The organism is Pseudarthrobacter sp. N5 (assembly GCF_050157035.1).
Classification (GTDB): domain Bacteria; phylum Actinomycetota; class Actinomycetes; order Actinomycetales; family Micrococcaceae; genus Arthrobacter.
On record NZ_CP189593.1, the window covers coordinates 1,257,840 to 1,280,732 of the forward strand.

Genomic DNA, 22,893 nt, shown 5'->3' on the forward strand with positions numbered 1-22,893 from the left:
GCCGGGCATCGGCCTGGCCTACGTAAATGGGGTAATAATGTCTACTTTCCACTCGCAGGACGCTGCACCCGCAGCGTATCCGGCACCGGTCCAGCCAGAGTCCAGTCAGCCCGTCCGTGGCAACGGATTCGGCATCACGGCACTGGTCCTGGGCATCGTGGCAATTGTGTTTTCCTTCATTCCTGTCATGGGAGTTGTGGCGTTCGTGCTTGGGCCGCTGGCGGTGCTTTTCGGCGTCCTCGGCGCCACCCGCAAGGTCGCCAGGAAGGGTGCGGCTGTGGCAGGGCTGGTGCTGGGAATCCTCAGCATCGTCATTGCGGCCATCTGGCTGGCGGTGCTTTCCGCAGCCGTCAGTTCGGCAGATCAGGCGCTCAACTCAGAGCACAAGGTGGAGTATGTGATCACCACCAATGGCAAGGCATCTGTGAGCTACTGGACCGCCGGCGGCACATCCAACGAAGACGTCACCGCCGGGTGGAAGAAGGAACAGACGGTCAAGAACTCTGAGTTCCTGCACCTCTCGGTGATAGGCGACTTCGCCAATGCAGACGCCGCTGTGGGCTGCGAAATCCTGCTCGACGGCAAGTCCATCGCCAAGAACACCGGTACCGGCCAGGGTGCCATGGCTACCTGCAGTGGGTCCGGCCTGGGTTCAGATAAGAAGTAGCCTCCGCCAACTGCCGTGACCGGAAGTCGGCGGGGGCTCAGCTTGTGGTCATGCCATGGCGGGAGCACCCTGCGACCATCCCAGGGGAGTCACCTGGACTTTCATCCGGCGCCGGCACCGCGGGCAATGACGGGGTGGTTCCAGCCGCAGCAGTTCGCCGCAGCGGCGGTGGGAGTCCGAGGTCGGCATCCCGCCGCCGCCGGTGCACGCCTATGAGCCGGTGCACCGGTTCCTGGGCGTGTACCAGGAGATGATGCCCGCATGGCTTGGCATGACGTTGGCGGTGGTGTGCTGGTGGTTATTTCGCAGCTAAAGATCAATGTGACGAGTGTGTATTCGGGATCGCTGGCCTGGACTAATAGCTTCACGCGCGTCACCAAAAAACCTACCCGGGCCGCATGGTTTGTGATGGTCAATCTGCTGATCGCACTGGTCCTGGTGGAAGCGAACACGTTCGAATTCCTGAACACCATCCTCGGCTTCTCTGCGAACTGTGCCATGGCCTGGATTGTCACGGTGGCCTCGGACATTGCCATCAACAAATACCGCTGAAGATATCGCCCAAGGTTCCGGAGTTCCGCCGCGGCATGCTCTACGGGATCAACCCCGTGGGCTTCGTATCCACGCTGGCTTCGGCTGGCATCTCGATTGCCGTGTTCTTCTCGGCGTTCGGTGCCGGCCTCCAACAGTACTCGCCGATCTTTGTTCGACGGACAAGACATGGGATTTGCTTCTGCCGGCAGGTCCTGCTGGTTGAGCCTGCCGAAACTATGCGGCGTCGTGTGACTTTTTCCGGGACGCCGCTGGTGGTACAACCAAGAAGGGCCTAGCGGCCTGTGGATAACTTTGGCCGCTGGATTTTGGCCTCGGTTACCCTTAGACCATTGTTCGGACTCAGACGTCTTGAAAACCTATCGGGGGATTAGCCGCCCATGACATCTCGCTTACTCACTTCCGCGCGATTGCGCTCGCTCAGGATCGGTGGGGAGAAAAAACTCGGACCAGCCACGCATACACAGCAACTGGGGATTTCCAAGTTCGACTGACGACGTATTTCCAAGGGACCTATTCGGTCAATGGCGGTCCCTCGCTGCCCGTTCCGGGTCAGGGGCAATTCAGTGCGGCGCCTCAGACCATCAGTGTCTGGCGTTCCATCACCCGTCAATATGCCGACGATTGCAACGTGAATCCCCAAGGCGAAGGTTGCCCTGGCGTCACCCCGGTCACGCCCTGATCACTGCCAGCGCTGCGTTTCCAAAGCCGTGTGCCCACGGTGACCCCTGTCTCATCCGGAATAGTTGCAGGCGCACCTCAGTTACAGCCAGTGAACCCAATCCGCTGTGAAAGGAACTGCGCATGCTGTTTTCCCCGTTGGCCCTCGGTGAGCTCGAACTTCCCAACCGCCTGGTCATGGCACCTTTGACTCGCGTCCGCGCGGGCCAGGAGGGTGTGCCCGGCCCCTTGATGGTGGAGCACTACCGCCAGCGTGCATCGCTGGGTCTTATCATCAGCGAGGGAACTTATCCCAGCCCTGCTGGCCGGTCCTACCCGGGACAGCCCGGGATCGTCACGCCGGAGCAGGTTGCAGGCTGGGCCAAAGTTACCGACGCGGTACATTCCGAAGGTGGCCGGATTTTCGCCCAGATCATGCACGGTGGCCGCGTCTCGCATGAGGACATCACCGGCGGTCATGAGATCGTCGCCCCCAGCGCAATCGCCATCGACGGCGCAACCCGCACTCACAGCGGCAAGCAGCCGTACCCGGTACCTCGCGCCCTCACAACGGATGAGCTCCCCGTAGTCATTCAGGAAATCGTCGCTGCCTCGCGGAACGCGATTGACGCAGGGTTCGACGGCGTTGAGCTGCACTCTGCCAACGGTTACCTCCTGCACGAGTTCCTTGCGCCCAACTCCAACGTCCGAACGGACGGTTATGGCGGATCGCCTGAAAACCGGGCGCGCTTCGTCATCGAGACTGTGCACGCTGTTGTTGCAGCGCTGGGTGCCAACCGTGTGGGGATTCGTATCTCACCGGAACACAACGTCCAGGGCATCGCCGAAACAGATGCCGGGGATGTCCGTGCCAGCTACGAAGTCCTCGTTGACACCATCGCCCCGCTCAACCTGGCGTACCTCAGCGTCCTCCACCACGTTCCCAGCGGAGAACTTGTCCAGAATCTGCGTTCACGGTTCAAGGGCACGTTCCTGGTCAACTCCGGTTTCGGCGAAATCACAACCCGTGACGAGGCTTCGTCGCTGGTTTCAGACGGCCACGCCGATGCCGTGGTGGTGGGGCGCCCGGCCATCGCCAACCCGGATCTTGTCCGCCGCTGGCGCGAAGGACTGCCACTGAACGAGCCGGATCCGTCCACGTTCTACGGTGAAGGCGCAGCAGGTTACACAGATTACCCGGCGTACCAGAACTAAGAATGCTCAGCCTTCCGTGAGCCCCGTGGACATGGAAGGCATGTGCTCCGCAGTCCCGTGTGGGGAAACGCACTAGGGGAGCAGCAGTTCTATAGGATCTGAACATGCAACCAGCTTCCAATGGCAGCCGCCCAGCGGGCCGGGCCGTCAGCCGCCAGGTTCTGGCAGACCGCGTGTACGAGGAACTGTTGGCGTCATGATGGACGGCCGGCTGGAGCCTGGGAGCACAGTCAGCATCGACGGAACGGCGCGCGAGCTTGATGTTTCGCCAACCCCCGTCCGTGAAGCACTGGCCGAGCTGGAACAAGCCGTTGAAGATCTGAAGTCGGCGCCCCGTGGCCCTTCTTTTTCAGAGTTCAAAGACTATCTGGAAGCTGATGAGCGCTTCCACAGACTGATCGCTGAGCAGACCGGAAACCAGTTTATGGTGGCTGCATACGCCGCCCTGGGCGGTCACGTGCAGCGTTTCCGGCTGTTTGGCGCGTGGGGTTTACTGGCGGAATACGCTATTTCCGAGCACCAGTCCGTCTTCAATGCGCTCTCCACCGGGGACCTGGAACTGGCTGCTGCCGCCATGGCTGATCATGTTCAAAAGGTCCGCGGCCGCGCGATTGCTGACGCACCCGCTGAGTAACGGGTCCGTGCCCTAATCTGGCGCCCGAACCCGGCGCGTAATTTGGCCCTCCAACTGGACCCTTCTCCGGTGCTGTAGCCCGGTCTACGCGAATGCGGCCGATCAAGCGTTTGCCCCACTCCAGCCAGGCCGGAAACCGGCAACGCCGTCTACGTCGGTGTCAGCACCAAGATGTACCCCGGGGTACCGGTCCAGCCTGGTTTTCGGCTGGACCGGCTGCGGCAGCAAGTGAACGCCTGTCCGGCCCTCGCGGCCGTGCGGGTGGTCCCGTTTGTTATCCGTCCTCCCGCCGCTGCCGACATTCTGGCCGGCTCGCCGCTGCTGCTGGGCGCGCAGAACTGCGGCTGGGCGGACGGTCCGTGGACCGGTGAAGTCGCACCAAGCATGCTGGCGGAGCTGGGGGTGGGCCTGGTGGAGATCGGCCACGCCGAGCGCCGCCGGCATTTCGGTGAAGCCGACGCCATGGTGGCGCTGAAGGTCAAAGCCGCCGACGACGCCGGAATCACCCCGCTGCTGTGCATCGGCGAAGCGACGGAGGGGCCGGAACCGGAAGCGGCCGCGGGATTCGTTACGGCCAGATCGAAGCAGCCGTCCGGGGCGACTGGAGCCTGGCATCCAGGCTGATCATTGCGTATGAACCCGTCTGGGCCATCGGCGCAACTGAGCCGGCCGGGGCGCCGTACGTGTCCGCCGTCGTCAGTCAGCTCCGCGTCTTGCTGGCCGGACACTCGCCGGACGGTCACGGGCTGGCCGGCCGCGGGCTGGCCGGCCGCGGGCTGGGCCGGTTGCCGGTGATCTGCGGCGGGTCCGCCAAGCCGGGGCTGCTGCCGGCACTGGACGGTGTTTCCGGGCTTTTCCTGGGCCGTTTCGCCCATGATGCCGCGAACTTCGGCAAGGTGCTGAACGGGGCGCTCACGCTAGGCTGGGCGCATGACTGACCACACTTTTGATGCGGCATTTGAAGCGGCATTCCAGGCCGCGCAAAAGAGCCTCAGCGAAGGCGGCATCCCCATCGGCGCGGCCCTGGCACGCGACGGGGAGGTCATCGCCGCCGGCCACAATGAACGCGTGCAGCACGGCGATCCGATCGCCCACGGTGAAATGTCCGCGCTCCGGGCCGCCGGACGCCAGCGCAGCTACCGGGACACCATCCTGTACACCACGCTCGCACCGTGTGCCATGTGCACCGGGACCATCATCCAGTTCAAGATCCCCAAGGTGGTGGTGGGCGAGGCCCGGACCTTCGACGGTGAATTCGAGCTCCTGCGCTCCCGCGGCGTGGAGGTGGTGGTCCTGGATGACCTGCGCTGCGTGGACATGATGCAAAGCTTCCAACGGGACCACGCGGAACTCTGGGCCGAAGACATCGCCGAGTAACTGGCCGGTTCAACACTGCTGAACGCACGAGCGGTGGCACCCGGTGGGGTGCCGCCGCCCGACTGCTGCCGGGTGTGCTGTCCCGGCAGCAACAAGGCCATCAAGCCATCCGACGGCTATTTGGCGGGTTTCTTCGGAGCGGCGCGCCGGGCCCGCGGCGCGCGGGCGGCCCGGGCGGGCGCAGCCGGAATCAGTTCGCGGACCTGGGATAGTACGGAAGCGTTGGCACCGCGCAGGTCCAGATCCTTGGCGAGGGTCTCCACCTCGGACTTGGCCGCACCCGCCTCACCGGTTTGGGCATAAAACGCTGTGCGCAGCTCCACCAGCCCCCGGTAAGCCAGGTTCGCTGACGGAGCCGAGGACTGCTGGTAGGCCTCCAACCCAGGTGCGGTCAGCGAGAGGGCACGGTCCGGATCAGCAGAGTGATGCTTCACCATTTTGTCCTCCTTGCGGCGGTAGAAATCGTCGCCCACACTTTGCGCCACAGCCGTCGCGGCCTTCACCCCCAGCGGTTCGGCAGCAAACCTGGCCGCAGCCTCCGTGAGGGTATCCAGGCCCGTGGCCAGGTGCGGGGACATGGAGCCCTCGAACGCCAGGGTGAGGCCCACTTCCCGGGTGAAGAAGTCCGGCGCGAACCGGTCCTCCGCCTTACTCACCGGGTAACCGACGCGCAGCCGCAGGGTATTGGATGTCTGCAGTACCCCGGCCGTGTGATAGACCGCACGGATCAGATACTGGCCGGGTGCGTCGAACGCGAAACCGGCCACGCCGAACGTCAGCGGCACCAGTTCGCTGTGCCGGTCATCGCCCTGTGCGGCGGCGGCCGCAGCGCCTGCGGCCGTGTCCGCCGCGGGCGCCAGCACCTTGAGCTCGGGCAGCCCGTAGAAACACACCACCGAATCAAACAGCACGGTGGAGCCGTTTGGCTTGCGGATGTACACCACGGTGTTGCCGTATTTGGGGTCCATCCGGGTATCAATCTCCACCGGCAGCCGGCTGGTGTTCCGCAACCGGAACTCCACACTCACCGGTTCCATGAAGTCGAAGTGGTCCTTGGCGGAGATGGAAAGCTCGACGTCGCCGCCCGGCTCCGTTTCGATCACGGCACCTGCGGGGGACTCCAGATGGCCGCCCGAAGCCCACGGATCTCCGCCCATAATGACGGAAGCGCGGTCGCCGTGGCGCATATGGATGAGTTCGTCGTCGTCGAACCTGAACCGGAACCCGGCCCAGAACGAATCCGCGCCGTTGCGCTGATCGTACTTCCAGTCGTAGTTCATCCAGGACAGTGAATCCGGGCGGGACTTGTCCCAGGCGTGCAGGAAGTTGAACGCGTGCCCGGCCTCGTGCACCCAGGTGTAGAGAAAGTGGCGCATGGCCCATGCCTGGTCCTGGTTGGCCGGAGTGCCGGAGGTCAGGTTGGTGAACCAGCTGTGATTGCGGAACACGGCAAAGCCCTGCCGGTCCGGGCCCCGGCCTGCCCCGCCAAAGCCGGCAGCGGCGTCGAACATAATGCCGCCTACTCCGGCGCTGTCGAAGGTGCCGGCCTGGAGCCCCCAGAGATTCCAGGCCGGCCAGGCCTGGGTGTAGCGGCTGAAGGAGGATTCCATGGCGTCGTGAAGTTCGCCCACGGACCAGGTGGCGAAGCCCGCCGCACTGTCGTCGAGGGAGGTGTGCGTGGGATCCACGGTGACGCTGACGCCGGCTTCCCGGTACGCGGACTCGATGTTGAGGGTGCGGTCCGGGGTGTCGCCTGGCCTGTTGTTGTGCCAGTGCGAACCGTACACCGGGACTTTGGGCTCGATGTCCACCGATGCCGCGTAGTCGAGTTCCAGGTTGACGTCCCGGAAGCAGCCTGACCGGTAGGTGCAGGAAAACGGGAGTTCGTCGGTGCCGCCGACATTGAACGTGACGGTGGCTGTGCCGATGCTGCCGTGCTCCCACGGAACCTGGACAGTGACGGTGGTGGCCGGATGGGTGCCCTGCCAGTACCGCACTGCCCCCGTGATGGTCACGCTGCAGCGGGACCAGCTCACGGCGGGCGTGTCCACGATCCAGGATTCCAGATACGTCTTCACCAGCTTGAACCGGCCGCCCACCAGCACAAACTGGGTGGAGTAGAGATCACCGCTGATGCGGTTCATGACCGGCGACTCTACGTTGTTGCGCTTGTCGATGTCCAGGCGCAGGTCCAGTGAGCGGGTGATGAAACGGCTGCCCGCCTGGTTGCCTTCGTATCTGCCGCTGATGGCTGTGCGCCGCCAGCACTTCCACCAGTCGTCCGGAGGCCAGGGGAGGGGGCCCGGCTGCGGCCAGGGAACCGGTTGGGGCATCGGAAACGGGGTGGGATCGGGGAGCGGATTCGGGAAGGGGATGGGGGTGGGACCGTCCGGAATGGGGGTGAATCCGGCGCCCTGCTGGCTGGTTGGGGTGTCCATTTCAGGAACTTTCTCGCTCAGGCAAGTAATTTGTGTGCGATCGCCGCTGGAGCGGCGTTAAGACGGTTCGGGGCGAGGCGGTGACGCTACGTTGTAATACCCGGAAATGTCAGAAAGTGGCCTGTACCCAGAAGCCGTAAACAACCCAAAATGGAGAATATCCCATCGAATGGATTATATCTAGGGGTTTCCGCTTGCGCTGATCGCGGAACGGGAAGGAGCGTCACTTTTGTAGATCCAGGTTGGTGCCGGCGCCGGTGTTGCTGAGGTCCCGGCGGACTGTTCCGGGGCCGCGGCGCACTTCTCCGGGGCCGCCGGATACGGCCGCGTGCGCGAGCGAAGACGCTGGTTCCTCATCGGGATTCTCCCCCTGAACCTTGAAGCAGCTGCTCCAATTGTCCCACCCGCCGCCCGTTTTGACCCTGAAAAGTGTGCCCCTGGTCAGGCCAACTGCCCGGGCGTAGGCTGACGATATCGGCGTCGGTGCCGGGGGCCCGCGTCGGTATTCCAATCGATGAAGGAGGACCCATGAGTGTCGTACGAGAATTCATGACGACGAATGCCCAATGCATCGCCGAGGACAAGACTCTCCAAGAAGCCGCTGTGCTGATGAAGGAGCTGGACTGCGGTTCACTGCCGATCTGTGGTTCGGACGGTAAACTCAAAGGGCTGATCACCGACCGCGACATCGTGGTCAAATGCGTCGCCGAAGGCCGGGATGCCCGCGACGTCAAGGCATCCGAACTCGCACAGGGCCGGCCACACTGGATCGACGCAGACGCCAGCATCGACGCCGCCATCGACCTGATGGAGAAGTTTCAGGTCCGGCGACTGCCCGTGCTGACGGATCACAAGCTGGTTGGCATCATCAGCCAGGGAGATATTGCCCGGAATTACTCCGAGGAGCGCGTGGGCGAATTGGTGGAGCAGATTTCGGCCAAGTCGCCGAGGGGCCATATGGCGTAGCGGGTGGGGCCTAGAGGAATGCTTCCCGGCCGGTTCCTTCCCGGATCACCAGCTTGCCGTCCTCCACCGAGACCAGCAGGCTCTTGGGTTTGCCGTGCAGCTTTATCCCGGCTGAGAGGCCCCGGTTGGTGATCTCCACGCCCACTGTGGCGCCCTTCGCTGGCAGCTCGACGGACACTTCGGCGGCCATTCCCAGCAGCATTTTCGTGGACACTCCGGTGTCCCGCCGGGCCTGCTTGCCGTTGATGGTGACGGTGACGTTGTCCTCGTCAAAACCGTCCTGGAGGATGATGAGCAGTTCCTGCATGATGGGCCGCCTAGGTTGTGGACTTGGATGCTGTCCTGCCTGCTCTCACTACATCACTTAAGGCCCACGGTGGGTAGTCCCGGTGGAACATCCGGGCGGGTAGGGCAAAATGTCAGGGTGACCCAACTCCCGCAGCACCTGTCCCCGGCATCTGCCGACTCCGCCATCCACGCCCAGATCGCCGCCGAGCTCGGCGTGCAGGCCTGGCAGGTGAAAGCGGCCGTGGATCTGCTCGACGGCGGATCCACCGTCCCGTTCGTTGCCCGGTACCGCAAGGAAGCCACCGGGACCCTCGATGACACGCAGCTCCGTGACCTCGACGAACGCCTGCGGTACCTCCGCGAACTGGAGGACCGCCGTCGGACTGTCCTGGAGGCGATCGCCGCGCAGGGTCAGCTGACCCCGGAACTGCAGGCCGCAGTCATCGCCGCTGATACGAAGTCGCGGCTGGAGGACATCTACCTGCCGTTCAAGACCAAGCGGCGGACCAAGGCGCAGATCGCGCGTGAGGCGGGGCTGGAGCCGCTGGCCGAGGCCCTCGTGGCCCGTCCGGAGCTGAACCCGGAGCGCGAGGGCGCCAAGTACCTGAACGCCGAACACTCGATCGACGATGCCGCAGCAGCGCTCGCCGGTGCCCGGGCCATCCTGGTGGAACGGGCGGCCCAGGACCCTGACCTCGCGGCCACGCTGCGGGAGCGGCTGTGGACGCAGGGCCGGATGGTGTCACGCGTGAAGAAGGGCAAGGAGACGGACGGGCAGAAGTTTGCCGACTACTTTGAGTTTTCGCAGGTGCCCTCCGGAATGCCGTCGCACCGGGTGCTTGCGCTGCTGCGCGGCGAGAAGGACGGTGTGCTGGAGCTTGACCTCTCCGAGGCAAACCCGGACGACGACGCCGCCCTCACCGCCGCGCGTTCGCGGTACGAATCCGCCGTGGCCAGGTGCCTCGGGGTTGCGGACCGCGGCCGGCCCGCCGATGCCTGGCTGCTGCAGACCGCGCAGCTGGCGTGGCGTTCCCGGGTAATGGCACGGCTGACGGCCGACTTGCGCAGCCGGATGTTTGCCGCTGCCGAAGACGAGGCGGTTCGTGTTTTTGCCGCCAATCTGCGCGACGTGCTGCTGGCTGCGCCGGCCGGAAACCGCTCCACCCTGGGCCTGGATCCGGGGCTGCGGACCGGTGTGAAGGTGGCCGTTGTTGACGGTACCGGCAAGGTGGTGGCCACAGACACGATCTACCCGCACGCCCCGGCGCGGAAGTGGGACGACGCCCTGGTGACGCTGACGCGGCTGGCGAGGCAGCACGCCGTCGAGCTCGTGGCGATCGGCAACGGAACCGCCTCCCGGGAGACGGACAAACTGGCGGCTGAACTGATCAAGCTGCTGGGCACCCCGGAAGGGGCTGCAGGGCAGAAACCCCAGAAGCTGGTGGTTTCCGAGGCCGGCGCATCGGTGTATTCGGCCTCGGCGCTGGCCGCGGCGGAGCTGCCCGGCATGGATGTGTCCCTGCGCGGGGCGGTGTCGATTGCCCGCCGGTTGCAGGATCCGCTGGCAGAGCTGGTGAAGATCGATCCGAAGTCGATCGGCGTGGGGCAGTACCAGCACGATGTTACGGCCGCGAAGCTTGACCGCAGCCTGGATGCCGTGGTGGAGGACTGCGTGAACGCGGTGGGTGTTGACGTGAACACGGCCTCGCCCGCGCTGCTGAGCCGGGTGGCCGGGGTAGGGCCGCTGCTGAGCGAGAACATCGTGGCGTACCGGAATGAGAACGGCCCGTTTGCCAAGCGCAGCGAACTGAAGAAGGTGCCGCGTCTGGGCGCCAAGGCGTTTGAGCAGTGCGCCGGCTTCCTGCGGATCACCGGGGGAGCGGAGCCGCTGGATGCGTCCAGCGTGCACCCGGAGGCGTATCCCGTGGCGCGGAAGATCAGGGCGGCGGCTTCTGCCGGAAGGGCCTCCGGCGGCGTGGCGGTGCTGAACCCGCAGGACTTCGTAGATGGCACCTTTGGACTACCCACAGTGCAGGACATCATTGCCGAGTTGGAGAAACCAGGGCGCGATCCACGCCCGGCTTTTGCCGCGGCAACATTTGCGGAGGGCGTCGAGAAGATCTCCGACCTCAGGCCCGGCATGATTCTCGAGGGAACGGTCACCAATGTTGCGGCGTTCGGCGCATTTGTTGACGTAGGCGTGCACCAGGACGGGCTGGTCCACGTATCCGCCCTGGCAAACCGATTTGTGTCCGATCCCCGCGAGGTGGTGAAGTCCGGTCAGGTGGTGCGGGTGAAGGTGTTGGAGGCAGATCCAGAGCGCAAGCGGATCTCGCTGACGTTGAGGCTCGACGACGAACCGGCACCTTCCGGTGGGCGGCCAGTGAATGCATCCGGAGGCGGAGCCGGGAGGATCGAGCGAGACGATACCCAGCGCTTGAGTGGCCAACGTTCGGGAGGTCAGCCCTCCAAGGCTCCCGCACCCAAGCCTGCCCCGGCCAACACGGCGATGGCCGAGGCCCTGCGGAAAGCGGGCCTCGGAAAGTAGCTCAGGTAGCACCGGGTTCCGCTTGTCCGCCGCTCTTGCACCGGTGTGCTGCAGGCTGCCGCAAATCCGCGGGGAATGCAGGGTCCGCAATTGGGTGCTGACCTTCCCGACAACCTGTAGTTCGGCTCTGGATTTGTTGAGGATGCCCGACTAATCGGCGGGGTTACCGGACCGCGGCCTCTTTTTCCGTCCGAATGCACGCGTCGATTGCTCCCGCGCCTGGGCTCGCGGATGAGCTGCCGCGGAGTTCTCGGACAGTGGGCCCTCTTAAAATGGGGGTCTACTGAAAGTAGAGATCAGCATGACTGCAGCACGCCGGCGTTTCACCCAGGAGTTCAAAGACGAGTTGTGCCGTGAGGTGATCAACACGTCCAAGCCCATCAAGGACGTTGCCACCACATACGGTGTCGGCCCCGAGACTCTGCGCAATTGGCTGAACAAATACCGCGAGGCCAACGGCGGCACTGAGACGGACCTGACGGTCTCGGAGCGGGCCCGCCTGAAGGAGCTCGAGAGGGAAAATCAGGAGCTGCGCGCGGAGACTCTGTTCCTGAAAAAAGCAGCCGCTTACTTCGCGCGGGAGCAGCGGTAGTGAGCAAGTACGAATACATCGACTCCCAAAAGACTGAGCCCGCCAACCTGAATTCGGTCGTGAAAATGTGCCGCTGGTTGGGAGTCTCAACGTCCGGTTTCTACCACTGGCTGACGCGCCCGCAATCGGCGACTGCCACCCGGCGCAAGGCACTGATAGCGCGGATCCAGCACTATTTTGAGGAGTCCGAAGGAACGTACGGGTATCGCCGAATCCATGCCGACCTCGCGGCGGAACAGATTGAATGTTCGCCCGAGCTTGTGCGGCAGGTCATGCGCCAGGAGGGCCTCCTGGCCTGCCAGCCGCGGCCATTCCGGGCGACCACCGAGGCCGACGCGTTGGCCGCGGCCAACATGCCTGACCTCGTCAAGCGTGACTTCACCGCCACACGTCCCGGGGTGAAGTTCGTCGGCGACATCACTTACATCCACACCTGGCAGGGGTTCATTTACCTGGCCACCGTCATTGACTGCTACTCGAAGAAGGTCGTCGGCTGGTCGATCGCCGATCACATGCGCACTGAACTCGTGGCGGACGCCCTCAACAACGCCGCCGCAACGACCCTGATCGAGCCTGACGCGATCTGGCACTCGGACCGCGGCAGCGTGTATACCTCGGCCGGGTTTCGGGCCTTGGTGACCAGTCTGGGGATGCGCTCATCGATGGGCCGCACGGGCGTGTGTTGGGATAACAGTATGGCGGAATCTTTCTTCTCGATGCTCAAGAACGAGCGTGTTTACCGGACCGTTTACGCCACGAAATCACAAGCACGCAGTGACGTTATCCGCTACATCGAGGGATTTTACAATAGTCGGCGCCGACACTCAGCGCTCGGTTACCGACGGCCTAACGAAGTCCACTATGGTTATCAACAGCCAGCCCTGGCAGCGTAGAAGAATTCACTAATTCCGCTGTCCGAAATCCTCGCGGCAGCTCACGGACTCATTCCCTGAAGTATCCGTTTCTTTGTGGTTTTTGGCGGGGGTCGATGTGGGGTGGGGGATGAACCATGGTGTGCCGTTGCGGGTTTGGATGGTCCATTGTTCTTTGTGGATGAGGTGGTGGCTGCTGCATAGCAGGGTGCGGGCATGGTGCAGTTGGGGAAGGTGCAGCCTTGGGTCCCTGGCTGGTTTGGTGTTCGAGGCGGGTGAGGAGCTCCTGGAAGCTGATGGCGACCATGACTTGGGGCGGAGGCCTCCGTTGGTGGGCAGGGTCGCGGTGGTGAGGGCTGTTTTGCAGGCGCCGATGCAAGGCGGTCTGACATTTTAGCCACCCCCTTAAGGAGCCCTGAAACTGCAGTAACTATGCGCCCGGTTTCGCCCGGGGCACTCCGCTGCCCGGGAGGGAGGCGCCGTTCACGGAGACAGCGGGGTCCTTCTGCCACGGCCAGCGCCCCGTGATTTCCAGCTCCAGCGAGAAGCTCAGGAACGTTCGGATGAGCACAATGATGGCCAGCACGCCCACGCTCTCAAATGTGGGCGTCACGGCGACGGTGCGGATGATGTCCGCCGCCACCAGCAATTCGAGCCCCAGCAGGATAGAGCGGCCCAGCAGCTGCCGGTAGGACCTGTAAACGGAGAGCGGCTCGGCGCCCGAAGGCAGACGCCGGGGCTGGTAACCGCGCAGCGCCATGGGGATGGAAACGAGGGCGCCGATCACCATCACAGCCACGCCGGCGAAGTCCATAAACCGTCCGACCGTTTCAATAATGTGCTGAAAGTCCATGGTTTCTCCTCATCGACCGGCAACTTTCACTGATGAGTCAGCTTACGGGTGCCGCACGCCGGTACCCGCCAGAATCGCCCGGTATCCTTCGCGGAAGCTTGGGAAGGCGAACTCGAAGCCGGTGCCGCGCAGTAATGCATTACTGCACCGCTTGTTCCCGCCGCGCGCTTCGCCGGCTCCCTTCACGGCAGTAACGCCCGACGGCGGTGTCCCCAGTCCCACAGCCCCCGGCCCCACAGCCTCCAGTCCCGGCGCGGCCACGCCCACCTCGGTGGCCAGGAATCGCAGCACCTCGGCAAGCTCGGCAGGGTCATTGTCCACACCGATGTACACGGAAGCGGGCTGTGCCGCCATGGTGCACAGCCGGACGATCGCGGCGGCGGCATCGTCCCGGTGGATGCGGTTGGTGTAACGCGGTTCGGCAGGAATCACGGCAGAACCACCCCGCACCTGATCGATCAGCCGGGTCCGCCCGGGTCCGTAGATCCCGCCCAAGCGCAGCACCACGGGCACCGCAGAAGTCCCGCTCAGCCGCTGGAAAAGCAGTTCCTCTGCCTCACGCAAGATGCGGCCAGAGAATCCGCCCGGTGCCGCCGTTGTGCTTTCATCAACCCAGCCCCCGCCCGCGTCCCCGTACACTGCGGTGGAGGAGACAAAAAGCACCCGCCGCGGCATAACGCCGTCGCGCTCCAACGCATCCAAAACGTGCGCGAGACCGTCCACATACGCCGCCCGGTAGGTGGCCTCGGTCGGGGAATCGGCAGCGACGGCGACGACGACGACGCTAGTGTCCGCCGGGATGGGCGGCAGTTCCGCTGAGCTCAGGTCAGCCGTGACGCCTTCAACCCACGCCGGCAGTTTCTCCGGTGAGCGCCGCCAGCCGACAACGCGTTGGCCGGCCGCGGCGAAGCGCAGCCCGGCTTCGGACCCAATATCGCCGCAACCGGCAAGCAGTATGGTCATTTTTGCTTAGAGTGCGGGGACGGGGAAGAAAACGCGCGGGTCCTGCAGGAGCGCCGGGTAGTCGAAGGCCGAGCGGTCCAGGATCTCGCTGACCTCGAAGTTGCGGGCGAAGCGGCCGTCTTCGGTGATGGGGCGGCCCTGGACCTTGCCCAGGGCGAAGTGGCTGCCGCCGTCGAGCGGGATGGCCACTGCCGTGTTGCCGGGGAGCGTGGAGAATGCGTCTTCCTGTTTTTGCCGCTTCCGGGTGGGCTTCTTGACGAGCTGCTTGGGCGGCAGCTTGCGCTGCTTGGCGGGGCGGCGCGCGCCGGACTCGGCATAGACGAACTGGTACTCGTCCTCGTCAGCGTTCGTGTTTGCTGCACCCGGGCGCCGGACGGGAGGCATGCTGACGGTGCTGATCTGCTCGGGATCGGCATCGCCCACTGCGGCGCGGAGGATCCAGAGCCTGTCGCCCTCGGGATCTTGCGGCAGGATTTCAAGCCGGGGCTCGGGCCAGACGTATTCCAGGTCCGGATCGGTGCCGGGGAATTTGGGCGTGTAGAAGCGAGGTTCCTTCTGAAGCAGCCTGGAGCGGTGGCTGAGGTGGAAATCGGGTTCGCCGAGCCATTTGGGCATGGCGATTTTGGCGGCGTAGTCCGGGTGGGCGGCCTGCGGGGCGAACTCAGTGATATTTGCCCGAGTGTGGTCCAGGTTGCCGCGTGCCGTCCATTCATCCACCATGGCCAGGCCGTACAGGGTCAGGGCGGGGACGTGGCCCATCCACATGCGGACGGCGGGGTGGGACTGCCAGCCGTACTCCGGAATCACCAGCGCGCGGAGGATCTGAAGTGCTTCGACGCGCTGTTTGCCGAGCCTGGCGGGGTCCAGGGCGGCGGCGCTCTGCTTAAAGTCGGGGTACGGAAGGAAAGTCTGCATCCCTTTAGTCTGGGGCCACGAAGCGGATGTGCCAATTGGAGTGCGCCCCGCCACATCGCCATATCACACAATGGTGTTCACATGGTGGACCTCTGCATACAGCGTGTCGCGCCAACCACTAAGATTGCTGGACTCCGCCCAGCGTCCTGAAAGCCCTCTCATGACAACTAAGACCCCCGCAACAACCGTTCCCGCAACCGGCGGACCGCAGCCGTCAACACCGCAGCCGTTAACCCCGCAGGCGCCAATGCGTCAGACGCCAGCGCCGCGCTTTGGCCTGATGGTTGGCCCGGAAGCGAACGGCATTCTGGTGCTGGATGAATTTACGCTGGATCCGGCTGCGGCGCTCACGGAACAGCACGGGTTCCGGGCCGCGATGGAGACGATGGCGCTGAGTATCAGGCGGCTCATTGCACTGAGGGTGGTCATTGCCCTGGTGGCCATCGCCAACCTCCCGCTTTTCCTGCTGACTACCGGCTGGTGGATCTATGCGGTATCGCTCACGCTGGTGGTGGGCGTGCACGCCGCGGTGACCTGGCTGAATAAGCACGAGCCCCTTCTGAAAAAGCGCTGGATGCTGGAGCTTCACATGCACCGTGAGCGCAGCGCCAACTACCGCAAAGTGCGCGACGCCGTGAAGTTCGTCATCGACGCCCCGGCCCGCATGAATGAACAGCTTTACCTGGAGCTGCTGGCCGCTAAACGGGTTGCGCTGCATCTCGCTCATGGCACGGTGGCGTTGCTGGACACCTCCGACGACGCCGCATGGAAAGTGCGGATCGTCCGGGAACTGCCGGTCGCTGCCTGAGCCAGCCCCGCAGCAGCGAGCCCCGCACAGTTCTGTTCCGCGGTAGCCAGCCCCGCCCAAGACGTTAAAACACGACGCCGGAGCGCCCCAACGAAGGGGCACTCCGGCGTCGTCCGTTCAGCGCAAGGCTCCTGGAACGCTGAACAGCTGCGGTTCTGCCTATCAGGATCCTGCGCCAAGCGGGTGGTGTTATCAAAAATGGAGAATTTTCGGCGTGTCCCGTCCATGTCCCACGTGGTGGACCTAACGGGGAAGCCGGCCGGGGGCCTATTGTTGCCACATGAAAACGTATGACGACGACGACGCCGCGGTGCCGCTTGCAGGCCAGGATCCGGAGGGGTCGGCCCAGCCGGAGCAACCGGCGCCGGTGAGGCTTCCGGTGGCTGAGCTGCATCTGCACATTGAAGGGACACTGGAACCGGAGCTGATTTTCGCGCTCGCGGAACGCAACGGGATCACGTTGCCGTATGCGGGGCTGGACGAGCTGCGGGCCCTCTACGAGTTCAGCGATCTGCAGTCTTTCCTGGACTTGTACTACTCCAATATGGCCGTGCTGCAGACGGAGCAGGACTTTGCCGACATGACCCGGGCCTATCTGGCCCGGGCGGCACTCGCCGGGGTGCGGCATGCCGAGATCATGATGGATCCCCAGGCGCACCTGTCCCGCGGTGTGTCGCTGGAGACCTGCATCAATGGCGTGGCCTCGGTGCTCGCAACCTCGCTGGAGGACTTTGGTGTGTCAACCTTGCTGATCGCGGCGTTCCTGCGGGACCAGTCTGAGGAATCCGCGCTGGAAGTCCTGGAACAGTTGATGGCCATGGACGCTCCGATCACCGGAATCGGGCTGGATTCGGCCGAGCTGGGCAACGCGCCGGCAAAGTTCGAGCGGCTGTTTGCCCGCGCGCGCGACGCCGGATTGCGGAGGATCGCCCACGCCGGCGAGGAGGGCCCGCCGTCGTATATTTCCGAGGCGCTGGACGTGCTGGGTGCGGAGCGGATCGACCACGGCATCCGGTGCATGGAAGATCCCGTACTGGTGGAACGGCTTGTGGCCGAGTTGGTGCCGCTGACCGTGTGCCCGCTGTCCAATGTGCGGCTGCGCGCCGTGGAGACCCTGGCTGACCATCCCTTGCCCGCCATGCTGGCGGCCGGGCTGAACGTCAGTGTGAACTCCGACGATCCCGCATATTTCGGCGGATACGTGGATGACAACTTTGAACAGCTGGAGGCCGTGCTGGGCCTGTCTGAATTCGACCGGGTCCGCCTGGCCGCGAACTCCATCCGGTCCTCGTTCGCCAGCGAGGAACGGAAAACCGAGCTGTTGGCGGAGCTGGGCGGGGCCCCTGGCTGAACCCAGTGGTTGAGATTGTTGGGGGTTGAGTCGGCCGAAAACTTGTCCTGATCCAGATCGTCCGACGGCGACCCGTCCCCAAGAGCGCCATATTACGATTAGCTCATGGTGGTGGCCGTGCGTGGTGTTCTGCGTTCAGGCCGTGACCTTGGGCTCCTTGTCCAGACAATCCGGGTTCAGGCAGGCCTCACCCAGGCCCAGATGGTGGAGCGCCTCGATGTCAGCCAAAGGTACCTTTCGGAATTGGAAACCGGCAGGCCCAAAGCGCTGAACAAAAAACTGTTCGAGATCATTGACATGCTGGGTATCGAGATCTCATTCACGACAGACAACCATGACTGACGCGCTGGAGGTCCGCCTTTACGACACTGTGATTGGCAGCATCAATCCGGCATCCGGTGACCGCCTGCGGTTCCAGCCAATCAGCCCGTTGTCATCGCGAACTGCCGCCGTACCAGTACGGCGCCGGTTACCGTGCTGGCTCAATGGCGGGGCGGTGCCATCTTCAATTTGGAGGCCAGCTTCACCTTTGACGGAGCAGCGTTTGTCACCGTCAGCGGGTTCGCTATTTGCCAGTCCACCACCTTCGAGATTCCGGCAAACAATCACCACATTCGCCTGACGCGGAATGATTTCCAGCTGGCCGATATTGCAGGCATGCACAGTGTCACGGTCCGGGCGGATGACACGAAGATTGACCGGAACCATTTCATGGCAAATCAACGCTGGGCGTGTATCTGGGCATCGAAGGAGCCGGCACCACGGAGATGGCCCAGCGTGTCCACGTCTACCGGAACTATTTCTCTGATCAGAGCTTTTCCGGTGCCAACGCGGGAGAGCCCATTCGGCTGGGCGTCAGTCCACGGGCTTTGAGCAGCGCCCATGCCGTGGTGGAGTTCAACCTCTTCGAGCGTGCCAACGGCGATCCCGAGGCGATTTCCGTGAAGAGTTCTGACAACACCATCCGTTACAACACTATCCGCAATAGCCTGGCGGAATTGTGTTGCGCCATGGCAACCGAAATCGGATCGATGGTAATTACATTCTCGATGGGCCAAACGGTATCCGTATTTACGGCAATGACCATGCGCTGGTGGACAACTATGTAGCCGGTGTTTCGGGCGGTGCCATATTGATCGGCAAGGGCACCGAGCGCCTTGTGTTGACTCATTGTCAGCTCCGTAGTCGCAGGCCTAACGCCGCCGGGGAACCGGAGCGGTCAGGCACACCGCTACGCGCGCATTCTCAAATGATTCCTCGATACCTGCTACGCGCGCATTTTCTATGAGTCAACGCGGTGTATTGACACGCCATTGTGGCTCCCGTATACCTGAAGTCATCGTCGTCTGTGGGAGCGGCAACTGGGGATTCCGCCAACGTTCTGCCCATTTTGCGAATTCGAAAGATACGGTCTCCAGAAGGATGTGTTGGCCGTGTTTTTCCTGCCCTTGAAGCGTCACTATGCGCCGCAAATGCCGATGCCAGACGATGACAGGCCTGGCGACCTTGTGCCCAGGAAATGGATTCACCGCATCCAAGTTGCGCCAATTCTCTTTAGGGTCCCGCTGACCCTCCCAGGCATATCCCTTGCCGTGAGCCCTCGACAGCCATGCCCCGGCCACAATGCGGCGTGAATTGGCCATGTGCTACTCAGGGAATGCCTCGATGGCGATGGGAGGTCCGGTTGCTTACAAAGGGAGTAATTGCACCTGAACGCGCTCTGCTCCTGGCCGTTGTCAATTCTTGAAGAAAGAGATGAACCATGAAAAAGCTGATCGCCCTCCTCACCGCCATGGGCACGGTATTCTGCATCCTGATTTTCTCTGCCCCTGCGGCCGATGCCACTGTCATAGGTCCGTGCACTGCCCAAGGCGTTACGTCAACAAACGACCAATACGGCACCTGTGCCGTGACGGAGCCGGCCCACGCCTCGGCAACCTTCAGCAGTGACGGTTCCGCCGTCACCCTGAAGAAGGTTGACTCGGGGCAGGTAGCTTCATTCTGGAGCAGCAACGGGGCACAGGGCGGAACCCCCGGTTGGGTGTGCATCGTCGTTACGGTCAATGTCAGCGGACGGGCTGGCGGGCAGCAGCAGTTGGAAGTGACAGCCAACGGCGTGATTAGCCACCAGACTTTCCCGCTTTCGAGCGGGACGCAGTGGTACTGCATTAATCTGGGTTCCTCTGCACCCAGTTATTGGTGGTCACTGGTCACCTACCTCGGCGACAAGCCTTTGGGCAGGGGGACGGTCACTGAAACTCTCATTGGTGACACCACCAGGTAGTCCCTGCACCCCCAAAGGGTCCGCGTTCCCGGAAAGTGGGCCCTTTGGGTGCCTACTTTTCCTTGTCCGGCAGGATTTCCTCGGCCTTGGTCTTGATGTCTTCTTTGATGATGCCCCAGGTGCTGCTGTCGCCTTTGGCGAGGGCCTTGGCGGTGTTGAGTGCCTGCTCGAGCGCCGTGTGGGGAGGGACTGGTGATACTTTCCAGTCCGAGGTTTGAGGCGAAGGCGGCGTAGTCGACGTCGGGAAGTGACTGGGATTCGGTAAAGGTGGGAGCGCCGCCCATTGCCCGCAGTTCCCAGATGACGTGGTTCAGGTCGTTGTTGTGCAAAAAGGCGACGACGAGCCTGGGATCGGCCCATTCCTGCCCGTAGCGCTGGATGGTGATCAGCTCGGCCAGGCCGTTCATCTGCATCGCCCCGTCGCCGGCGAAGGCGACGACCGGCCGGTCCGGTAGGCAAATTTCGCGCCAATCGCGTACGGTACTGCGCATCCCCTGGTGGCCAGCCCGAGGAATCATGTCAAGATGCGTGCATAGTTTTCATCGTGGAATCATTTGAAAGTGCGCGCATGGACGGCCTGGCTTTAGGTCCTTGTTTGCTGGTGGTCAGCGTGAGCAGTTCGGCGGTGAGAGCCTGGACCTGTCGCTGGATCGCAGCCGGGTTCAGAGGTTTGTTTTCCCGCGTGAGTCTGGTCTTGACCGCTTTCCGGACGGTGCCTTCGTCGGCGAGGATCCGTTGGAACGGTGTTCGCGGGGCATCATATTTCTTGGTGATCTTCGCGCCGTTGCGTTCCTTGGAAATGAGCTTCTGCTGGGGCGCGAAATGGTTCGTCAGGATTCGCTGCAGCTCCCAGATCCAGTTCAACAGGTCAAGCTCGCCAGGAGTGTCGTAGCGGTGGTACCCGACGGTCTGCCGGACGATGTGCGAGTTCTTCTGCTCTACACGCGCACCGTCGTTTTTGTTCCCCGACCGGGACCTGGTGAACGTGAGGTTTTCCTGTTCGCACCAGCGGAACAGCTCCCAATGGATGAACTCTGAACCGTTGTCCGAGTCGATGCCCAGGACCGGGAACGGGAACTTCGCGGTGGCTTCCTTGATTGCGGCAAACACCCATTTCTGCGCCTTGTTCCTCACCGAAACGGCCTCTGTCCGGCCGGTCGCGATGTCAGTGATGTCAAGGGTGAAACAGAACTCGCCCTGCGAATTGCCGCCCTCGTGGCCCACCAGGTCGATCTCCACGAACCCGGGCCGGCGTCGTCCCATTCGGCCCAGGTCGGCCTTCGGTCTGCGGTCGATGGTGGCAGGGGCGATCTTCAGCAGCAGGCCTGCGCATTCATCATCGATCTCCAGCTCTTTGAGTCGGCGCAGCCGTAGCACCAGGTCCGGCAGCGCAGCCGCGAGCAGCCGACCGCACGGGGTGCCCTGCACCGCCCACAGGAGCCGCAGCGCCTTCATCACCGGCTCCCCGTAGAGCGGTGGTTTCGGTGGTCGGGGTTTGACCGCACTAATGGTCAATGCCTGTGTGAGAGCTTTACGGGCATGGTTGTGGTGCCACCCGTTGAGCACGCAAACCTGGTCAAGGATCAGGCCCTTCCCGGCTTTGGAGGCCCGGCGGTATTCCAATGCCAGCTTCTTCGTCACAGCCTTGCGTTGATTCATTGTCAGCTCCGTAGTCGCAGGCCTACCGCCGCCGGGGAACCGGAGCGGTCAGGCACACCGCTACGCGCGCATTTTCTATGAGTCAACGCGAGGGGTGTTCAAGCGAAGCGGGGAATGCAATGCTGGACCGGTGTCGGAGATCTCGTGATCGATCCTTCGCCGGCGCACAGCGATTGGCTCAGTTCGTGCTGTCCCGGTTGGGGGATCCTTCACCGGGTTACCGGCGGGTACCCGAGACTTCAAACTCACTTCGGAAGTAACTTGCGTCATAGTCGGTCGCGACACACGGAATTAACCATTCCAGTCGCTCGATTTAACACTTTTTTGGCACACTTCAGATGGAACAATTGCTTCTAAAGGAGACCCATGGGCACGAACACTGCAGAGAACACCAACCTTCGACTGAAGGCTGTGCTGGATATTCTGGCAGAGGGGGTGTTGCAGGGGGAGAACTTGAACGCCGGCTTTGTGCTTGCAGAAGCAACCGGGCGTGTGCCGTTCAACGATCATGAGAGCGAGCTGCTCAGCGGCGGAATTCCGCGCGGCCACAAAACCCTCACCACGGCAACGGCGAAACTCGCCAAAGCAGGATGGCTGGTCAAGGGCCGCTCCGGCTGGACCATCCCCGAGGACGGACTGCGCGCCACGGTTGCCTTCCCTGATGCGGTCACGTTTGCCGCAGCGCTCGACGCCGGTACTCCCGTCCCGGCCGGGACACCGCTTCCGGTTGCCGCACCGGAGAAGCCCGCACCGAAGCAGCCTGCCGCGAAGGCGCCGGCCGCCAAGTCCCCGGCCGCGGAAAAGACCGCTGCGAAGGCTCCCGCAGCCAAGGCCGCTGCGTCCAAGGCTCCTGCCGCAAAAAAGCCCACCACCCGCAAAACAGCAGCAACCAAGACCGGGTCTCCGGCTGCTGCGGCTGAACTCATCGAACAGCCCGCCGCCGTCGCCGTCGCCGGAGACTTCAGCACCATCATCGGTGCAGCTGAGGACTGGGCGCCGGAGTTTGAGGAAGTCCAGCTGGACTTGGACGCCGCGGAGCAGCTGTGGAAGCTGACCGCTGAGCTGCCGGCGGGTTTCTATACATACAAAATCGCCCTGAACCGGTCCTGGGATGAGAACTACGGCGCCTTCGGTGTGCGCGACGGTGCCAACCATGAGCTGCACCACGACGGCGGATCGGTCACCTTCGTTTACGACCACCGCACGCGGGACATCGCTACCGTCTGACTGACGGGTCAGGACGTCCGGCGG

General features: G+C 63.4%; 20 protein-coding genes and 3 pseudogenes. 15 read left to right on the forward strand and 8 right to left on the reverse strand.

The window, feature by feature from the left end; translation table 11 throughout:
* Positions 1 to 37: 37 nt before the first annotated feature.
* The 6 genes and pseudogenes from ACQCST_RS06220 (at position 38) to ACQCST_RS06245 (ending at position 5,105) form a co-directional block, all read left to right on the forward strand.
* Positions 38 to 667, forward strand: coding sequence for a DUF4190 domain-containing protein (locus tag ACQCST_RS06220; RefSeq protein ID WP_426998431.1), 630 nt, complete (start codon positions 38 to 40; stop codon positions 665 to 667).
* A gap of 208 nt (positions 668 to 875) precedes the next feature.
* Positions 876 to 1,371 (forward strand): annotated as a pseudogene (locus tag ACQCST_RS06225) (hypothetical protein); the annotation flags it as partial.
* A gap of 652 nt (positions 1,372 to 2,023) precedes the next feature.
* Positions 2,024 to 3,094 (forward strand): alkene reductase, encoded by a 1,071-nt coding sequence (locus tag ACQCST_RS06230; RefSeq protein WP_426998432.1) that lies wholly within the window; start codon positions 2,024 to 2,026, stop codon positions 3,092 to 3,094.
* Positions 3,095 to 3,198: 104 nt separating this feature from the next.
* Positions 3,199 to 3,728 (forward strand): annotated as a pseudogene (locus ACQCST_RS06235) (GntR family transcriptional regulator).
* A 171-nt stretch (positions 3,729 to 3,899) separates the two neighbouring features.
* Positions 3,900 to 4,666 (forward strand): annotated as a pseudogene (locus tag ACQCST_RS06240) (triose-phosphate isomerase family protein).
* Positions 4,659 to 5,105: a nucleoside deaminase gene (locus tag ACQCST_RS06245; protein WP_426998433.1), complete on the forward strand. Its 447-nt coding sequence runs from the start codon at positions 4,659 to 4,661 to the stop codon at positions 5,103 to 5,105. Before ACQCST_RS06240 ends, ACQCST_RS06245 begins: the two are co-directional and overlap by 8 nt.
* Positions 5,106 to 5,221: 116 nt before the next feature.
* Here ACQCST_RS06245 and ACQCST_RS06250 read toward each other — a convergent pair whose 3' ends face one another.
* Complete coding sequence (locus ACQCST_RS06250) at positions 5,222 to 7,543, reverse strand: hypothetical protein (RefSeq protein ID WP_426998434.1); 2,322 nt, start codon at positions 7,541 to 7,543, stop codon at positions 5,222 to 5,224.
* A gap of 528 nt (positions 7,544 to 8,071) precedes the next feature.
* Here ACQCST_RS06250 and ACQCST_RS06255 point away from each other — a divergent pair.
* Positions 8,072 to 8,509: a CBS domain-containing protein gene (locus ACQCST_RS06255; RefSeq protein ID WP_426998435.1), complete on the forward strand. Its 438-nt coding sequence runs from the start codon at positions 8,072 to 8,074 to the stop codon at positions 8,507 to 8,509.
* Positions 8,510 to 8,519: 10 nt separating this feature from the next.
* On the opposite strand, the gene ACQCST_RS06260 is transcribed toward ACQCST_RS06255, so the two are convergent.
* A complete protein-coding gene (locus tag ACQCST_RS06260; protein WP_426998436.1) occupies positions 8,520 to 8,816 on the reverse strand; it encodes a hypothetical protein in 297 nt (98 codons plus the stop codon).
* Between the two features lie 117 nt (positions 8,817 to 8,933).
* Between ACQCST_RS06260 and ACQCST_RS06265 the strand changes: the two genes are divergently transcribed.
* The gene (locus tag ACQCST_RS06265; RefSeq protein ID WP_426998437.1) at positions 8,934 to 11,345 is read left to right on the forward strand and encodes a Tex family protein; all 2,412 of its coding nucleotides are present in this window, start codon (positions 8,934 to 8,936) and stop codon (positions 11,343 to 11,345) included.
* 301 nt (positions 11,346 to 11,646) lie between these two features.
* Positions 11,647 to 12,830, forward strand: a protein-coding gene (locus ACQCST_RS06270) for an IS3 family transposase (protein WP_426995638.1) whose coding sequence is annotated in 2 segments (ribosomal slippage) — positions 11,647 to 11,908 and positions 11,908 to 12,830 — 1,185 coding nt in all. Because the reading frame shifts where the segments join, the coding sequence is not laid out codon by codon here.
* 409 nt (positions 12,831 to 13,239) lie between these two features.
* On the opposite strand, the gene ACQCST_RS06275 is transcribed toward ACQCST_RS06270, so the two are convergent.
* From ACQCST_RS06275 to ACQCST_RS06285, 3 genes are read right to left on the reverse strand one after another with little or no spacing between them, the layout of a single operon-like run.
* On the reverse strand, positions 13,240 to 13,662 hold the full coding sequence (locus tag ACQCST_RS06275; RefSeq protein WP_426998438.1) for a DUF1622 domain-containing protein: 423 nt from the start codon (positions 13,660 to 13,662) through the stop codon (positions 13,240 to 13,242).
* A 42-nt stretch (positions 13,663 to 13,704) separates the two neighbouring features.
* Positions 13,705 to 14,625 carry an NAD-dependent epimerase/dehydratase family protein gene (locus ACQCST_RS06280; RefSeq protein WP_426998439.1) on the reverse strand — a complete coding sequence of 307 codons (921 nt, stop codon included), beginning with the start codon at positions 14,623 to 14,625 and terminating at the stop codon, positions 13,705 to 13,707.
* Positions 14,626 to 14,631: 6 nt separating this feature from the next.
* Positions 14,632 to 15,540: an MSMEG_6728 family protein gene (locus tag ACQCST_RS06285; RefSeq protein ID WP_426998440.1), complete on the reverse strand. Its 909-nt coding sequence runs from the start codon at positions 15,538 to 15,540 to the stop codon at positions 14,632 to 14,634.
* 280 nt (positions 15,541 to 15,820) lie between these two features.
* Here ACQCST_RS06285 and ACQCST_RS06290 point away from each other — a divergent pair, with 280 nt between their 5' ends.
* The 3 genes from ACQCST_RS06290 to ACQCST_RS06300 all read left to right on the forward strand — a co-directional run bounded on the left by ACQCST_RS06290 (position 15,821) and on the right by ACQCST_RS06300 (position 18,041).
* The gene (locus ACQCST_RS06290) at positions 15,821 to 16,348 is read left to right on the forward strand and encodes a hypothetical protein (RefSeq protein WP_426999092.1); all 528 of its coding nucleotides are present in this window, start codon (positions 15,821 to 15,823) and stop codon (positions 16,346 to 16,348) included.
* Between the two features lie 280 nt (positions 16,349 to 16,628).
* Positions 16,629 to 17,699 carry an adenosine deaminase gene (locus tag ACQCST_RS06295; RefSeq protein ID WP_426998441.1) on the forward strand — a complete coding sequence of 357 codons (1,071 nt, stop codon included), beginning with the start codon at positions 16,629 to 16,631 and terminating at the stop codon, positions 17,697 to 17,699.
* Between the two features lie 105 nt (positions 17,700 to 17,804).
* Positions 17,805 to 18,041 (forward strand): helix-turn-helix domain-containing protein, encoded by a 237-nt coding sequence (locus tag ACQCST_RS06300; protein ID WP_426998442.1) that lies wholly within the window; start codon positions 17,805 to 17,807, stop codon positions 18,039 to 18,041.
* A gap of 18 nt (positions 18,042 to 18,059) precedes the next feature.
* Here ACQCST_RS06300 and ACQCST_RS06305 read toward each other — a convergent pair whose 3' ends face one another.
* Entirely contained in the window at positions 18,060 to 18,407 is a 348-nt protein-coding gene (locus ACQCST_RS06305; protein WP_426998443.1) for a hypothetical protein, read from the reverse strand.
* 23 nt (positions 18,408 to 18,430) lie between these two features.
* Between ACQCST_RS06305 and ACQCST_RS06310 the strand changes: the two genes are divergently transcribed.
* Both ACQCST_RS06310 and ACQCST_RS06315 read left to right on the forward strand, forming a co-directional pair.
* A complete protein-coding gene (locus ACQCST_RS06310; RefSeq protein ID WP_426998444.1) occupies positions 18,431 to 18,808 on the forward strand; it encodes a chondroitinase-B domain-containing protein in 378 nt (125 codons plus the stop codon).
* A gap of 653 nt (positions 18,809 to 19,461) precedes the next feature.
* Positions 19,462 to 19,983 carry a hypothetical protein gene (locus ACQCST_RS06315; RefSeq protein ID WP_426998445.1) on the forward strand — a complete coding sequence of 174 codons (522 nt, stop codon included), beginning with the start codon at positions 19,462 to 19,464 and terminating at the stop codon, positions 19,981 to 19,983.
* Here the strand turns inward: ACQCST_RS06315 and ACQCST_RS06320 are convergent.
* Both ACQCST_RS06320 and ACQCST_RS06325 read right to left on the reverse strand, forming a co-directional pair.
* Positions 19,914 to 20,501 (reverse strand): thiamine pyrophosphate-dependent enzyme, encoded by a 588-nt coding sequence (locus ACQCST_RS06320; protein WP_426998446.1) that lies wholly within the window; start codon positions 20,499 to 20,501, stop codon positions 19,914 to 19,916. The two genes, ACQCST_RS06315 and ACQCST_RS06320, sit on opposite strands and share 70 nt — an antisense overlap.
* 1 nt (position 20,502) lies before the next feature.
* The gene (locus ACQCST_RS06325; RefSeq protein ID WP_426998447.1) at positions 20,503 to 21,642 is read right to left on the reverse strand and encodes a DDE-type integrase/transposase/recombinase; all 1,140 of its coding nucleotides are present in this window, start codon (positions 21,640 to 21,642) and stop codon (positions 20,503 to 20,505) included.
* A 366-nt stretch (positions 21,643 to 22,008) separates the two neighbouring features.
* Between ACQCST_RS06325 and ACQCST_RS06330 the strand changes: the two genes are divergently transcribed.
* Entirely contained in the window at positions 22,009 to 22,869 is an 861-nt protein-coding gene (locus ACQCST_RS06330; RefSeq protein WP_426998448.1) for a glycosidase, read from the forward strand.
* Positions 22,870 to 22,893: the final 24 nt, after the last annotated feature.

Excerpts from the sequence above, each read along its gene's own strand:
- ACQCST_RS06220 (WP_426998431.1), top strand. The coding sequence starts at position 38 with ATGTCTACTTTCCACTCGCAGGACGCTGCACCCGCAGCGTATCCGGCA.
- ACQCST_RS06230 (WP_426998432.1), top strand. The coding sequence starts at position 2,024 with ATGCTGTTTTCCCCGTTGGCCCTCGGTGAGCTCGAACTTCCCAACCGC.
- ACQCST_RS06245 (WP_426998433.1), top strand. The coding sequence starts at position 4,659 with ATGACTGACCACACTTTTGATGCGGCATTTGAAGCGGCATTCCAGGCC.
- ACQCST_RS06250 (WP_426998434.1), bottom strand. The coding sequence starts at position 7,543 with ATGGACACCCCAACCAGCCAGCAGGGCGCCGGATTCACCCCCATTCCG.
- ACQCST_RS06255 (WP_426998435.1), top strand. The coding sequence starts at position 8,072 with ATGAGTGTCGTACGAGAATTCATGACGACGAATGCCCAATGCATCGCC.
- ACQCST_RS06260 (WP_426998436.1), bottom strand. The coding sequence starts at position 8,816 with ATGCAGGAACTGCTCATCATCCTCCAGGACGGTTTTGACGAGGACAAC.
- ACQCST_RS06275 (WP_426998438.1), bottom strand. The coding sequence starts at position 13,662 with ATGGACTTTCAGCACATTATTGAAACGGTCGGACGGTTTATGGACTTC.
- ACQCST_RS06280 (WP_426998439.1), bottom strand. The coding sequence starts at position 14,625 with ATGACCATACTGCTTGCCGGTTGCGGCGATATTGGGTCCGAAGCCGGG.
- ACQCST_RS06285 (WP_426998440.1), bottom strand. The coding sequence starts at position 15,540 with ATGCAGACTTTCCTTCCGTACCCCGACTTTAAGCAGAGCGCCGCCGCC.
- ACQCST_RS06290 (WP_426999092.1), top strand. The coding sequence starts at position 15,821 with ATGGTTGGCCCGGAAGCGAACGGCATTCTGGTGCTGGATGAATTTACG.
- ACQCST_RS06295 (WP_426998441.1), top strand. The coding sequence starts at position 16,629 with ATGAAAACGTATGACGACGACGACGCCGCGGTGCCGCTTGCAGGCCAG.
- ACQCST_RS06300 (WP_426998442.1), top strand. The coding sequence starts at position 17,805 with ATGGTGGTGGCCGTGCGTGGTGTTCTGCGTTCAGGCCGTGACCTTGGG.
- ACQCST_RS06305 (WP_426998443.1), bottom strand. The coding sequence starts at position 18,407 with ATGGTTCCGGTCAATCTTCGTGTCATCCGCCCGGACCGTGACACTGTG.
- ACQCST_RS06315 (WP_426998445.1), top strand. The coding sequence starts at position 19,462 with ATGAAAAAGCTGATCGCCCTCCTCACCGCCATGGGCACGGTATTCTGC.
- ACQCST_RS06320 (WP_426998446.1), bottom strand. The coding sequence starts at position 20,501 with ATGATTCCTCGGGCTGGCCACCAGGGGATGCGCAGTACCGTACGCGAT.
- ACQCST_RS06325 (WP_426998447.1), bottom strand. The coding sequence starts at position 21,642 with ATGAATCAACGCAAGGCTGTGACGAAGAAGCTGGCATTGGAATACCGC.
- ACQCST_RS06330 (WP_426998448.1), top strand. The coding sequence starts at position 22,009 with ATGGGCACGAACACTGCAGAGAACACCAACCTTCGACTGAAGGCTGTG.